Here is a 14,174-nt window from a genome sequence, read left to right as displayed (position 1 = left end):
TCGAAGATCTTTATAAGTAAGAGAAGGTGAGAAACAATTAAGGGGTTCTCTTCAGAGGTGTAAAACTTTAAAATACAACATAAATGGACTATCAATTCGCATATGAATTGGCAGTCCATTTCTTATTGATATATAAACATTCTTGCTCTAATACCTCCATTTTCAGTTATATTTAGTAGCCTATTTGGTCGCACTACAACGAAAGTTATAATACAACTAAACATACTGCTAAATGATATGCAAAAAACACCTCCAATCTAGGTCGGTTTTTATAAACAGAAAAGTTTGTATTTTACAGGATAAATTGTAAAATGATGGTATGATAATTAAAAGAGCACTTTATTTTCTTATTGAACTAACGCAGCAGGTTAGTTAAATAAGAAGTATTAGAAAACAAATTTCTAATGAAAGAAAATTCGAACTTTATGAGTGATAATCACGTCCTAAATGATGATAACTATGACAAGAGTTTAAACGATGATAGAACACTCCTACGGGGTGTTAAATACCGAATAGAAATGTTGAGAAAGTAGAATAAAAGGAGAGAAAAAATGTTATCAAAAAATATTTTAAATTCTTATAATTTATTATTGTCTTTAGGAGCTTTTTATGTAGGTTTATCAATGTTTTTAGAAACTGGAGTTTTCGCTACGTTTCCACAAGAGTGGATAGGTAGAATGCCATTTAATAATTGGGCGAGTGTAGCTTTATTTGGAATAATTATCTTCGGGATTGGAAATGCAATTGCTTCAACTTATGGATTTATAAAGAAAGATAAAAAAATATTTATATTAACCATCACTATGGGAGCTTTGTTATTCTTTTGTACTGTTATACCGACTAATTTGTTGGGAGAATGGTACTTGCCAACAGTACAACTTTTGTTATTAAGCTTAATCCAAATATTACTTGGTTTATTTGGTTTAGTTAGAATTCATAAAAGGAAAATAGCTGAAACTTAACTAAATTATTTATAACTTCACTAACGGGGGCAAATGGTTTAATAGTGCTACCTCTTGATAGTCTTACGATAGTTTAAGAGTTAAAGATAGGAAAGAGGAATGTTTTATGAGTGAACAAGAAAAATTAAAGATTTTTGATGATAATAGAAACTTAATAGGAGTTGCTTCTCGAAGTGATGTACATAGGGTTGGATATTGGCATGAAGTTTTTCATTGTTGGTTTATTTGCAATGAACAAGGAATAGATTATATCTATTTACAAATTCGCAGTAAAAATAAAAAAGATTATCCTAACCTTTTAGATATTACTGCTGCTGGACATTTATTAGCAGATGAAACAGTAAAAGATGGTGTAAGAGAGATAAAAGAAGAAATCGGAATTGATGTGGCTTTTGAGGAGTTGAAACAGTTAGGCATAATCAATTACTCCGTTGTGAAAGAAAATTTCATTGATCAAGAATTAGCAAACGTTTTTTTATATCTAAGTGAGAATAACTTTGATGACTTTACACTTCAAGAAGAAGAAGTTTCAGGAATAGTAAGAGCTAAATTTACTGATTTTACTCAACTTTGGTATGGCGAAAGAGATGAAATAGAAATCAATGGTTTTGAAATAAATAATGATGGAAATAAGCTTATTATAAAAGAAAATATAACCAGAGTTAAATTCGTACCACATGAAATTTCTTTTTATAAAGAAGTTATTCAAAAAATACAGGAACAGATAAAGTAGAACTATCTTTGTGTCACTAACGGGTGCTTTACTTCATTTAGAAGTAAAGCTTTTTTCTATTTCAATAAAAGCAACGAATCAGTAGAATTTGAAGGGTTTTTTGGGGTGATTATGGAACTAGTTAATATGTAAAATTTTTTAAGAATGAATAAATATGTTGAAGATCTCAACTGCCCCTCAGAGGAAGCATAACATCATCGAGCAAAATTTATTAACCACAATCGTATTATCCTTTGAAGAGTCTGTAGGATATATATGTTGAATTTGAACGAGGTATAAGCTGCTAGGATTACAGTGGAAATTGCGGATTATATACAGAAGTTCTCAACTAAAATGAAGGGATTGAGCGAAATGGAAGAATCGCTTAAAGCTGCTTTGGAGATGCGCCGAGACGGAGATTTGCTAGGGTCAAACAGGCTTTTCATAGAACTTGTTTTACAGCATCCGGATCATGCGATGCTACACTATGAGTGCGCGTGCAGCTACGATATTTTGGCACAAGAAGAGGAAGCGATTCCTTTTTACGATCGAGCACTCGAACTCGGTCTGTCCGATAAGGAAGCAATAAATGCCTATACCCAGCTCGGTTCGCTGTAAAGGCTGCATGGCCGGCTCATGGAATCCGAAAACGTTTTAATGACAGGGATGAGTCGGTTTTGGGATGTCGGTCTTCTTAAAATCTTTTACGCATTTACCATGTACGACTTGGGGAAGCCAGGAGAGGCAATGCGTTGGATGACACACGCTATTCTGGATTCCGCTGTAAATGAGGAAATCTTCTTGAACCAGCGGGTAATCAGTTTTCTTGGAAGCAATCTGGATGTTCAAAATATCATGAAAGATCCTATCAAATGTATTGATACTGGAGGCAAGAGTTTAGAAGACGAGAGGAGCATTGTAGAAAAAGTGGAGGCTGTTTTGAAGGTTTTTGAACCGACGTATTTCCACGGAGCGTGGGTATTCGAGTTTGATCACTATGAACTGCATTTTACGGACCTGGACGATGAAACCCGGCGAGCGGCAGTCGCTGCTTTCGCTATTATGGTCGGTATATGGGAGACTGGGAGCGCCCATTCGTTCATGCCACAGCATGAACGAAAGTATACAGGTGACTACGATCCGAGCGAACCTCATTTCGAGTTCAATGGCTACATCAGCGCTATTTATACGAATTACAAAACCGTTCAGCTAGAGTTCCCAGTAATGACGGCATATATCGTTAGTTCTTTGGAAGCTATTGATAAAAAGAGTAAGAACGGGTTGGAACAAAAATTCCCGGAAATTGATTCAATCCTATTTAGACAATTCCGGGAAGAGATACTTCTGCCAAGTCGGCAATTAAAGAAAAAACTTCCTCCATTCGAAGATTTCCTCGAGGAAATTGGATGGAACCTTTCATACAGAGCATGGTAAGGGATTTCTCGATGAAAAAGGCACCAAATCGGAACTCTGAAGGGAATCCGAGTGGCGGTCAATGGGTTGCTTAAGTAGCAGCCCTTTTTCTTATTGAACTAACTCAGCAGTTTAGTTGAAGAAGGAATATATGTTGGAGGTGCGAAATGGAATACTGGAAGGAACTTATGCAGGATGGAAGTGTTACTTTATTTTGGAATAACAGCATCTATGAAAAAAATATTGAATCAATTAAATTAGAAGGATTTGATATATATTCCTTTGATTGCACTGAATGGGAGATGGATAATTATCATAAAGAGTTAGCCAAGACCCTAGCTTTTCCTGATTATTACGGTAGAAATTTAAATGCTTTTAATGATTGTTTATCTGATATTGTTCCTGATAATAAAGGTTTCGTCTTAGCATTTAGGAACTATGATATTTTTGCAAAGAAATATCCAGACATTGCATTTCATATTTTAGATATTATACAAATAAATTCGTGGCAATTTTTAATTGATAATAGGGTTTTATTAGGGTTAGTTCAATCTAATGATGCTGAATTGTCTTTTCCACCATTGGGAGGTATGACCGCTGATTGGAATAGTGATGAATGGCTTAATAAAAATAGGGGTTTATAAAATTATCTTGAACTAATGGGAGCTATAGTTAAAGATCATCGAGTTGCTATGAAGCCCTTTTTCTTTTTGAAGTAACGGAGCAGTTTAGTTGAATAAGAAGAAGGGGGATTTTAATGGCTGTTGGGATATTTATGATAATTTTAGGGTTTAGCCACCTAATGAAGAGTGACTATTTTTTACCCATAAAAACAAGAATTATTTTAGGCGAGGAAAAGTTTCAATCTTATCAGAAAGGATTAGTTTTTCCTTACTTATTTGTAGGAACTTTAATGATTTGTATGGGAATAGTTGAGAACATGGAAATTCTCGAAACATCAATATTTATCACTTTATATATTATCTTAGGCATTATCCCTATTATATTGTTGATTGTAAATAATAAAAAAAACACTGGTCGATATTGGTTTTGGGTAAACGACTTTAAGTAAAGTGGTAACGTAAAATTTCTCTTCTTCAACTAAAGGGTGCTTAGGGTGCTTTAGTTTAACAATAGGCTGCCTTTAAGGTAGCTTTTTCTTATTGAACTAAAATATTGATTATTAGATATAGAGATATTCCTCAATCGGGCGCTTTTCAGTAGTAAGAAATGCGCTCTTTCTTATATATATCGAGCCAGATTATTGAGCATAGATTGTCTCCATATTATAAATAGATTTATATTTCCATGCCATCTTCGATTGGATTTCCAAATAGCATAGTAACTATGCTTATTTAATAAAGAGAAGTTCTTCCAACTTATATTATTATATTTATAATAATAAAGTGTAATGCTCTTTTAAATTTATTTTGATTGCAAAATCAGACTTTAGTAGTAATACTAATCTCGTGGTTTTTGTTCCTACTGTGTTTAAATGCCAATTTTAGACTTTAGAAGCATTACTAATATCGTGTTTTTTGTTACTGTGCTGTAATCAACCGTTCATACTAGCGTAATAATTTTACACTATACTAAAACACGGAATAGTTTGGAGGGTTGATAATATAAATTATATTAGAATACTAATTGACAAGTACATAGTAAGGGAGAATTTAGGATGATAAAACGATTTAGTGCAATTTTTTTGACAGCAACGATTACCATATCTTCTTTAGTAAATCCTGCTAATGCGATGACTGGTGGAATGGAAGGGACCAATCCCTGGATGAACACCAAGCTCTCTGCTGAGGAGCGCACTGAGCTACTTCTCGATGAGATGACAATGGAACAGAAGATCCAGCAAATCGCTACTTCGCGATTTAATGAGAACGACACCGGTAAGACGGTCGTCATCAATAACCCTTATAAAGCAACCAAGTACCGAAACGGCGAATTCGCGCCCCAGGGTACCCTGCCTGGGTGTGAATTTCAGGACACTGGCCGTCAAATTCGTGGAATCGATGAGCTGGACATTCCCAATATCCGCATGACCAACAGTGGTACGGGCGTTAAGGGCGGATCGTGTGTCGATCAAGTGACGACGGGTCTACCTTCCACACTGGCAATGTCCGCGAGTTTCGACCGCGAGCTGAACTATGAGGCCGGCCGAATTCTAGGCGAGGAGGCTCGGGCATTCGCGCATCAAGTGATACTTGGACCGAGTATGAACCTCCTGCGTCACCCGTACGGTGGTCGTGCCTATGAGTACTTCAGTGAGGACCCTTACCTGACGGGTGCCCTAGGGATCGAGCAGACAAAGGGTATTCAGGACCAAGGTGTTCAGGTTCAGCTCAAGCACTTGGCTGGAAACGAGCAGGAGTTCGAACGTAATACGATGGGTGGCGAGATCCCATCAAGAGCCATGCACGAGCTGTACATGTTGCCATTCGAGATGAATGCCAAAGAAGCTGACCCAGCCTCTATGATGTGCTCGTACCCGAATGTTAACGGCACTTTTGCCTGTGAAAGTTCTGAATTACTCCAAGAAGCCTTAAGAGACAAATGGGGCTTCGACGGTTGGGTTATGAGTGACCGTCGCGCGATTCACGACACGGTCGGTGCCATCAAGGCGGGCGCGAATGTCGAGCTAGACTGGACAGCGCAGCACTACACAGAGGAAAAAATCAATGATGCCATTGATTCAGGTGAGATAACTGAGAACGACATCGACAATCTGCTTCGTGCACGATATATTAAGATGATTGAGTTCGGCCAAATGGATGAGCCTTGGGACGAGTTCAAGTGGGAGAACGTCGATCTGATGGAAAACGGCGCAAGCGCACGTGAGATTGCTGAGGAAGGGTCCGTGCTGTTGAAGAACGATAACGGCTTCCTTCCACTGGACGGAGAGCCGAAGTCGATCGCACTGATTGGCGTTGAATGGTTCGCCGGCATTGCGAAGTTGCCGGAGCACTCGCTTAAAGCTAACAATACGAACGTCCCGACTTCTTACACGGTCACACCACAACAGGGCTTGGAGAATGTCATCAAGGAGTTGGGCTACGATACTAAAGTAACGTATAACGATGGCCGAGATCCGGAGGCTGCTGCTAAGCTGGCTGCTGAGTCCGATGTCGTGCTGCTAATGATCGGTGACAACCCAGCTGAGAGCAAGGACCGCACGACTCTTGGCTTCCCAGCTATCGACCTCGACCCGACCGAAAAAGGAAAAGACATAGTGGAACAGGAGCCGCTAATCGATGCGGTTATGGAGGCTAACCCAGAAAACACTGCTGTGGTTCTGAAGACTTCTGGAACGGTACTTATGCCATGGTTAGATAAGGTACCTGCAGTACTTGAGGCGTGGAATCCAGGTATGGAGGATGGAAATGCCGTGGCCAACATACTATATGGTAAAGTTAATCCTTCTGGTAAGCTGCCAATGACGTTTGGAAATAAAGAGCGTGAAGCTGCCTTCGCGACTGAGGAGCAATACCCTGGAGCACGTAAAGACACTGGTAAGCCAGGAGGCCCGGGAGCGTACGGTGACGGTTCTCACCAGCTAATCACTCAGTACTCCGAGAATCTCGAGATGGGCTATCGCTGGTATGAAGCGAACGACGTGAAGCCGGTCTTCTCATTCGGGCACGGTCTGTCGTACACGACTTTCGAGTATGATGACCTTAAGGTGAAAAAGGTGCAGGGCAAAGGTTCAGTGTCTGGTATTGACGTGTCCTTCACAGTGAAGAACACAGGCGACGTTGCCGGCGCTGAAGCGACACAAGTCTACTTGACTCTACCGGACGAGGCTGATGAGCCAGCTAAACGTCTTGTTAACTTCGAGAAGGTTGAACTTAAGCCAGGTGAGAGCAAGAAGGTTACTATGCGAATTAACCAGTCCGACTCCAACCACCCGTTCTCTTACTTCGTTCCGGAAGATCCGGACAACCTAGCGAACTGGGCTGATGGCGAGTGGGAAACTGCTAAAGGAAAGTACCGCGTACATGTCGGTGGTTCCTCGGCAGACACTCCGTTGGAAAAAGACATCCCGTTGAACTTCAAACTTGATAAGGACAACGGCAAAGGCAACAACAAAGGCAACAACGGCAACAACGGCAACAACGGCAACAACGGCAACAACAATGGTAATAATGGCAACAATAAAGGCAACAATAAAGGCAACAACAATGGCAACAGCCAATGACAACAGAAATGGCAAGGGGGACTCTAATCGGTAGGTCCCTGGCCCTGGAATGACGTCGGCGACCCGATAGGGGGCGTTGGGGCATTCCGAAGGCGGTGAGCGCGTGCGCTCACCGCTTTTCTCGTTGCATCCATGGGCGACGAGAGGGACGAAGTGAGTCAAGGAAGGACGTGTGAAGTCTGATGAAGGGATTCGGAACAGCCGGCGAGGTCAGGCACTCCTCTTGACCGCATGCACCGTCGAGGAATCCGACGGACCGGTCGAGAGCGATGAAGCTGTGGGACCTGCACCGCCCGAACGCGGCGACTGACAGGTCCCCGGCTTACTATCTTGATATTCCACAATCGGACGCAATTGTTTAATAAGCGTCTCTTTTTTCTTCTTCAACTAACGGGTGCTTTAGTCAAAGAGGGCAACGTCCTTTAAGACGTTGCTCCTTTTCCATTTAAAAGTACTTTTGATAATACTCCTTCCTAAACCTTCCACTCAGCTGAGCGTAGATCTTGGTGGTTTCGCTCTTCTCATGACCTATAAGACTTTGTATGACTTCAATAGGAGCTCCATTATTCATCAAATGAGTTGCGTAGCTGTGTCTAAGTTGGTGTGGGTGAATCTCTTTATTAATTTCCGCACGATTGGAGATCCGCATGATGATATATCGCATTTGGGCGACGCTCATTCTATGTGGCTGCCTTGCTGTCACATAGATGGCTGGATTATGGTCATTACGGCTTTCTAAAATGCGTTTAAGCCATATGTCACAACGTGTATTAAAATATACTTCCCGTTCCTTATCGCCCTTTCCTCTCACGATCGCAGATTGATTGGACCAGTTAATATGGTTCTTTTCTAAAGAAACGATTTCTCCAATTCGACAACCTGTAGAAAACATGAATTCAAATATCGCTTTTTCCATAGCAGAATGACAGGATTCACGAAGGTGTTCAATCTCCCTTTCGGTTAAGTACTTAGGTATCCGCTTACCTACTTTTGGTTCTTTAATCTTGGAAGTTGGATTCCTACTTAGGAAACCTTCTTCATGGGACCAACGAAAAAATGACTTCAAAAAGCGGATACGATGTGCAAGACTGGCCGGTTTTAAATGCTAGCCAGATATAGCGAGATATTCTTTCAGTTGATTTGTATCCAGCAATTTCATCTCTATATCCTTAAAATAATCAATTAGTAGCAAGGACTTGTACCTGGTAGGCCGATAACGTTTGTGGTGAAAAACCCTCTATTCGCTTATCCGCTTCAAACGAAGACCACGCTTTTGACAGTAACAATTCCATTCCCCCTAAAATAGTAATGTTTAAAAGGATTATTGCCAATTTAATAGAATTATAGACATAGGGTGTATTTTTACAAACGTGGCAGGTTAGTTGAACAAGGACAGTAGAATAATCTAAATTTAATTAAGGTCAATGTTAAAAATTGTATAGAATTAATTAGATAAAAAACGAGAAGGAGCGAAGAGATGTGAATACATTTTTCAAGTTGATTATTGGTTTGTTTTTCGTCTTTTTGTTAACAGGATGTATTGGAGAAGAATATGATTTTTCTCCACCAACTGTTTTAGTGTTTACTCCAAGTGGTATTAACGAACAAGAAGATTTAACAGAAGCAAACATAGATTGGAATTATGATAAAAAATACAACAAGGAAACGAAGGATATTCAATCATTAGCAAAAAAACAAAACATAATGTACTTTAATTCTGGACAGCAAGTTCAAATATCCCTAGAAAATGGAGATTTTAACCCAAATGGAATAAGTGTTTCAGTTTGGCAAAAAGAAAACAAGATTAATTTAGAATATAAAAAAAGTGACCAATCCTTCTACTTACCAAATGAAAAAGGAGAGTATATGATTGTGATAGACATTGATGCGGATAGTGGAAATGCTCAATATGTTGGGAATGTCTTTATTCAGTAATTTGAAGGTTATTAGATTCTCTCCACTTTAACTGGACTATTTAAAATTCTTTGCAGGTTCTTTTTCTTATTCAACTAACGGGTGCTTTAGTTTAATAAGAAAAAGGCTTACTAAAAATTAGAACCAGAAAAAACACTGAGAAAATAATCAGTGTTTTTTGTATTACTTTCTGTCAGAAAATCACAAAAAAGCACAATTAAAAGCGATGCTGATATCATCTCGTTTTAAATTGCTGTTTGAGAGTCGATTTCTTGTTTTGCACCTCTAAAGAGACTCCTTATGAAACAATGCCTTCTCTTGTTTTTAGGCTAATTTTTCAAAATCCGCAAATCCTATAAGAAGAAGTTAAAAAAGAGGTGAAGGTGTGCGATGAAAGAAAAATCAGTAACAAGCTTGACACCCCCACGAAATCCCAATAAACGACCCTGCATCGCTAAAAACATTGCGTTCGCTGTCCAAAAGGAAAATGAGCACTGGTTGCGACTTCTCTCGGGAAAAACATACATTTCACACTAAATGGTGTGTGTTAATAATGAGGTGGCAGGTTTCCGGTTCGCTTTCGGATTCAACCTGTTGCAACATAACCTAGAGATCTAAACAAATGAGTTATGGCCATGACCACAACTCATTTGTTTTCATTCAGTCAATCCTGCAACGAAGTTGTCTCAATTACGCCGCTACAACACCCTGAATCAGAAAGTTGCTTTTTGGGGTAAATGAAGGAAACGTGTTTTTCCTTATAGTAAATAGCGACCGAAGATACAATTTCTGCACTTCCTGTCATTATCGGTGAAGATAAAAGGACCCCCATGACGGATTTATCGTTGAATAGAAAAGCATTTACGGATACCAGTCTTCTGATAAGGTTGAATATAGTCACTTGATTGGAAGGTGATAAAAAAAGTGCCACTTCTGAAAAACACCGTTTTCTCAAGATGTTGAGGAAACGGTGCCTTTTTGATTTAAATGGACTTTGTTAATTGCCTCTATGTGACGCCAAGTACTTTTTTGTCATTCAGATACTTCTTCTTGCTTATATACACTCTCTTTTTCTGCTTCAGTCACAGAATGTATTGGCTTTTTAATGAAGAAAGCTAAAATCAGCGCGATGAGGGCGATGAACATTGAGACAAAGAAGGAAAAGTTTATCCCTTCAAGCATCGCGGTATTCTTGATGCTCTCGGGAACTGCACCGCTTGCTGCAAGTTCTTTTGCAACCGATTCCGAGCGTGTGTTCATGATCGTGATCAGGAATGCGGAACCGATCGCACCGGCTACTTGTTGAAGCGTGTTGTTGATTGCTGTACCGTGCGGGTATGATATCATTGGCAATGTATTCAAGCCGTTTGTCATAACGGGCATCATGACCATTGCAATCCCAAACATACGAGCCGTATAGATGGCCATGATGTGCAGATAACTTGTGTCAACGGACAATTGGCTAAACATGTACGTCGTCAAAACCACAATTGCCAACCCTGGAATTGCAAGCACTCTGGCTCCGAACTTATCGAAGAGACGGCCTGTAATTGGTGACATAAAGCCCATTACAAGAGCCCCTGGCAACATCAAAAGCCCTGAATCGATTGGTGAAATTCCTTTGATGGTTTGAACATAAATCGGCATCAAAATCATGGCTGAAAACATCGACATGGATAACGTAATGGAAATCACGGATGACAATGCAAACATCGGATATTTGTATATACGAATTTCAAGCAAAGGTTTTTTCAATTTCAACTGGCGTAAAATAAAGATGACCAGTGAAACCGTTCCGATGATAATCGTTCCATAAACTACCGGATTGCTCCATCCCATTGTTCCGGCAGAACTGAAACCATACAAAATTCCACCAAACCCAAGACTTGAAAAGGCCAATGAGGCAATGTCTAGAGACAAGCCTTTGTCTTGGAAGGTTAGATTCTTTAATTTGAAAATCCCTAGAGCAAGCGGAATCAGAGCGAGTGGCAACACAATATAAAACAATACCCGCCATGAATAATGTTCAACGATGAATCCGGAGAGTGTCGGCCCAATTGCAGGTGCCACTACCATGACAAGCCCGAAGAATCCCATAGCGGATCCTCGTTTCTCCACCGGGAATGCTGCAAGCATCACATTCATTAATAACGGCATCATAAGTGCTGCACCCGAAGCTTGAATCATTCGTCCGGCAAGAAGTACACTAAAAGTTGGTGCGACAGCTGCGAGTAAGATCCCAAGTGAAAATAGAGACATGGCCAAAATGAAAATGGCACGGTTTGAATAGCGCTGGATAAAATAAGCACTTGCAGGGATGAGAATCCCGTTCACCAACATATAGCCTGTAACAAGCCATTGTGCTGTGGCAGGCTCGATATTTAGGTCTGCCATGATTTCCGGCAATGCGACGTTTAATAAAGTTTGCGTAAATATTGCGATGAACGCCCCTGAGAATAGTATGGCTATTATGCCATAAGGCGGTTTTTTCTGTTCTTTCATTCTGTTTATTCCTCCGTATGTCCTATTAAATTTCTTTGTTTTTTTCTCTATTGCATCATTCTATACTGCTTGTTCATTTTTATCAATAAAAATATAATGAGAGTTTAATAACATTGAATTATAAGGGTTTAAAAGGTATTATTAAACTATACTATCAGTATAAAGGTGAGGAAAAATGAATCCAAAGAAACAGAATATTGTCAACGCTGCCTATTCTTTGTTTATCAATAAAGGATATAATGCTTCTTCCATCCAAGACATTTTGGACGAAGCAGGCGTTTCAAAAGGCACTTTTTATAAGTATTTCACATCTAAAACAGAATGCCTAATTGCCATTATGGAATCAGTTGGCAGTGAAATTCGCCAAAAACGGATGTCTGCTGCTGTCGGGAAATCTGTAGACGATCCACAAATTTTGGCCGAGCAGCTGTGCATTCGAATAAGGCTTAATCGGGAAAAAAACCTATTCGCTTTATATGAAAGCATTTTTTATGCACAGGAGGAAGTACTGAAGAAGTTTGCACGAGATACATACGTGAAAGAATTGGATTGGTTATCATCGCGTATCATTGATGTATTCGGTAAAGAAGCGGAACCGTATGCTATGGAAAATGCGGCAATCGTCCACGGCTCCATCCAGCAATTAACACATATGTGGAAACTTACTTCAAAAGATGATTTGCCGACAGAGGAACTCTCAGCTTTTGTTATTAGACGATTGAAAGCGGCAATCACACTGCAAGTCGAAACAGGTGATCGATTTATTCAAGAAATGAAAATTTCTGAGGTGAAGCCTTTGGAGAAAATTTCTCTCCAAGAGTTAGGCAATAGATTGAAAACGGCCTCCAAAACATTTCTCGAAGAGGAAGATGAAGACACGAAACATCTCTTTGACTTTTTAGGGGAAGAATTGGCTGCTACCAAACCACGGAAAATATTAATTGAAAGCGTCCTATCGTCATTAGCAAATCATCATTCTTTTGAACCGAATATCGTGACATTGCTCGAACAAGCATGGGGGGAAATTTCAAAGTAGTGGTGATGTTTGTTGAAAACTATTCGATTCGAGCCCTTTAACAAATGTAACTTACAGCAAAAAGGGGGAATTCACTTATATAAAGTGAATTCCCCCTTTTTTCATTTTTCATTCATATTTAACATGTTCATAAGGAATCGTTTTAGCAAAACGGGCAGCACTCATGCCAGCAATTTTTCCTGTTACTAAGGCAGAGGTAATATTATAGCCACCTGTATAGCCATGGATATCTAATATCTCGCCACAGAAATATAAACCAGGTTTTTTCTTGGAAGCCATTGTTTTTGGTTCAATTTCTTTAATAGAAACGCCGCCACCCGTGACAAAAGCTTTTTCAATTGGCTGTGTGCCATTTACTTTCATTGTAAATGATTTTAATAGAGCAACTATTCCACGGACTTTTTCGTTTGATAAATTAGCTCCGATTTCGTTTGAATCTATGCCTGCTCGATTCAACAAGAATAATAACCATCGTTCAGGAACGACACTCTTCCAAACGTTTTTAACCGATTTTTTCGGGTCGTCCTTCATCAGCTTCACAAGCATTTGAAACGCAGATTCATTATTTTCACTTGGCAAGGAATCAATCACCATATCAACAGGTTGCTCACCATTTTTCATGCGTTCTTTCACCACAAATTGACTGCAACGTAAAATGGCAGGTCCACTTAATCCGAAGTGAGTGAAGAGCATGTCCATTTGGTGAGTAATGAGTATCTTACCTTTTTTATTTAATACCGAAACGGCTACATCACGGAGTGCCAACCCTTGCAGTTCTTTGGATTTGATAAAACGTTCATCAGACAACAAAGGAACTTCGGTTGGATATAAAGTAGTGACGGTGTGGCCAGCACGCTGTGCCCAAGGATAGCCATCGCCTGTTGATCCGGTTTGGGGAACAGCTTTACCACCTACGGCAAGGACGACCGATTTACTTAAGAATTCTTCTCCATTTTTTAATCGAACACCTTGAATCTTTTCATCATTCATCAACAGTTTCGAAACGGGACGTTCAAAAAGAACCTCAACTTGTAACTTTTCTAGTTGTCGGATCAAGGTATCCACTACATCTTGGGCACGATTTGAAACGGGAAACATTCGACCGTGATCTTCCTCTTTCAACGGAACGCCTAAGCCTTCAAAAAATGTAATGATGTCTTCGTTGTTAAATACAGAGAATGGACTATATAAAAATCGTCCATTACCCGGAATATGTTTGACGATCTCTTCTTGAGATAAACGATTGGTTACGTTGCATCGTCCACCACCGGATATTGCTAGTTTTTTACCGAGTTTTGTACCCTTTTCAAGTAGTAATACTTTTTTACCTATTTCTCCTGCAGCGATTGCTGCCATCAATCCTGATGGCCCGCCGCCAACAATTATTACATCATACATGTATAAACACACTTTCTCTTTTTTCTCTATTAT

11 protein-coding genes and 1 pseudogene are annotated in these 14,174 nt (G+C 39.7%); 9 read left to right on the top strand and 3 right to left on the bottom strand.

Annotated features, from left to right (window positions below):
• The first annotated feature begins 551 nt into the window (after nt 1-551).
• The 7 genes from GY23_RS15550 to GY23_RS15520 all read left to right on the top strand — a co-directional run bounded on the left by GY23_RS15550 (nt 552) and on the right by GY23_RS15520 (nt 7,291).
• Complete coding sequence (locus tag GY23_RS15550) at nt 552-962, top strand: hypothetical protein (RefSeq protein ID WP_075620121.1); 411 nt, start codon at nt 552-554, stop codon at nt 960-962.
• 106 nt (nt 963-1,068) lie between these two features.
• Entirely contained in the window at nt 1,069-1,695 is a 627-nt protein-coding gene (locus GY23_RS15545; RefSeq protein ID WP_075620120.1) for an NUDIX hydrolase, read from the top strand.
• Nucleotides 1,696-2,028: 333 nt separating this feature from the next.
• On the top strand, nt 2,029-2,292 hold the full coding sequence (locus GY23_RS15540; protein WP_139311135.1) for a tetratricopeptide repeat protein: 264 nt from the start codon (nt 2,029-2,031) through the stop codon (nt 2,290-2,292).
• An 18-nt stretch (nt 2,293-2,310) separates the two neighbouring features.
• Entirely contained in the window at nt 2,311-3,108 is a 798-nt protein-coding gene (locus GY23_RS15535; RefSeq protein WP_075620118.1) for a hypothetical protein, read from the top strand.
• A gap of 146 nt (nt 3,109-3,254) precedes the next feature.
• A complete protein-coding gene (locus GY23_RS15530) occupies nt 3,255-3,731 on the top strand; it encodes a barstar family protein (RefSeq protein ID WP_075620117.1) in 477 nt (158 codons plus the stop codon).
• Nucleotides 3,732-3,844: 113 nt separating this feature from the next.
• Entirely contained in the window at nt 3,845-4,159 is a 315-nt protein-coding gene (locus GY23_RS15525; protein ID WP_075620116.1) for a hypothetical protein, read from the top strand.
• Nucleotides 4,160-4,765: 606 nt separating this feature from the next.
• The gene (locus GY23_RS15520; RefSeq protein WP_075620115.1) at nt 4,766-7,291 is read left to right on the top strand and encodes a beta-glucosidase; all 2,526 of its coding nucleotides are present in this window, start codon (nt 4,766-4,768) and stop codon (nt 7,289-7,291) included.
• A 445-nt stretch (nt 7,292-7,736) separates the two neighbouring features.
• On the opposite strand, the pseudogene GY23_RS15515 reads toward GY23_RS15520, so the two are convergent.
• A pseudogene (locus tag GY23_RS15515) lies at nt 7,737-8,577 on the bottom strand (tyrosine-type recombinase/integrase).
• A 193-nt stretch (nt 8,578-8,770) separates the two neighbouring features.
• On the opposite strand from GY23_RS15515, the gene GY23_RS15510 reads away from it, so the two are divergent.
• Nucleotides 8,771-9,226: a hypothetical protein gene (locus tag GY23_RS15510; RefSeq protein ID WP_075620114.1), complete on the top strand. Its 456-nt coding sequence runs from the start codon at nt 8,771-8,773 to the stop codon at nt 9,224-9,226.
• A 1,011-nt stretch (nt 9,227-10,237) separates the two neighbouring features.
• On the opposite strand, the gene GY23_RS15505 is transcribed toward GY23_RS15510, so the two are convergent.
• Nucleotides 10,238-11,707: an MDR family MFS transporter gene (locus tag GY23_RS15505; RefSeq protein ID WP_075620113.1), complete on the bottom strand. Its 1,470-nt coding sequence runs from the start codon at nt 11,705-11,707 to the stop codon at nt 10,238-10,240.
• A 175-nt stretch (nt 11,708-11,882) separates the two neighbouring features.
• On the opposite strand from GY23_RS15505, the gene GY23_RS15500 reads away from it, so the two are divergent.
• Nucleotides 11,883-12,743 (top strand): TetR/AcrR family transcriptional regulator, encoded by an 861-nt coding sequence (locus GY23_RS15500; RefSeq protein WP_075620112.1) that lies wholly within the window; start codon nt 11,883-11,885, stop codon nt 12,741-12,743.
• Between the two features lie 108 nt (nt 12,744-12,851).
• On the opposite strand, the gene GY23_RS15495 is transcribed toward GY23_RS15500, so the two are convergent.
• The gene (locus GY23_RS15495) at nt 12,852-14,141 is read right to left on the bottom strand and encodes a BaiN/RdsA family NAD(P)/FAD-dependent oxidoreductase (RefSeq protein WP_075620111.1); all 1,290 of its coding nucleotides are present in this window, start codon (nt 14,139-14,141) and stop codon (nt 12,852-12,854) included.
• Nucleotides 14,142-14,174 lie beyond the last annotated feature (33 nt).

The organism is Paenisporosarcina indica, assembly GCF_001939075.1.
Classification (GTDB): Bacteria; Bacillota; Bacilli; order Bacillales_A; family Planococcaceae; genus Paenisporosarcina; species Paenisporosarcina indica.
Note: the sequence above shows the minus strand (reverse complement) of the source record. Positions and strands in the feature narration are given on the sequence as shown.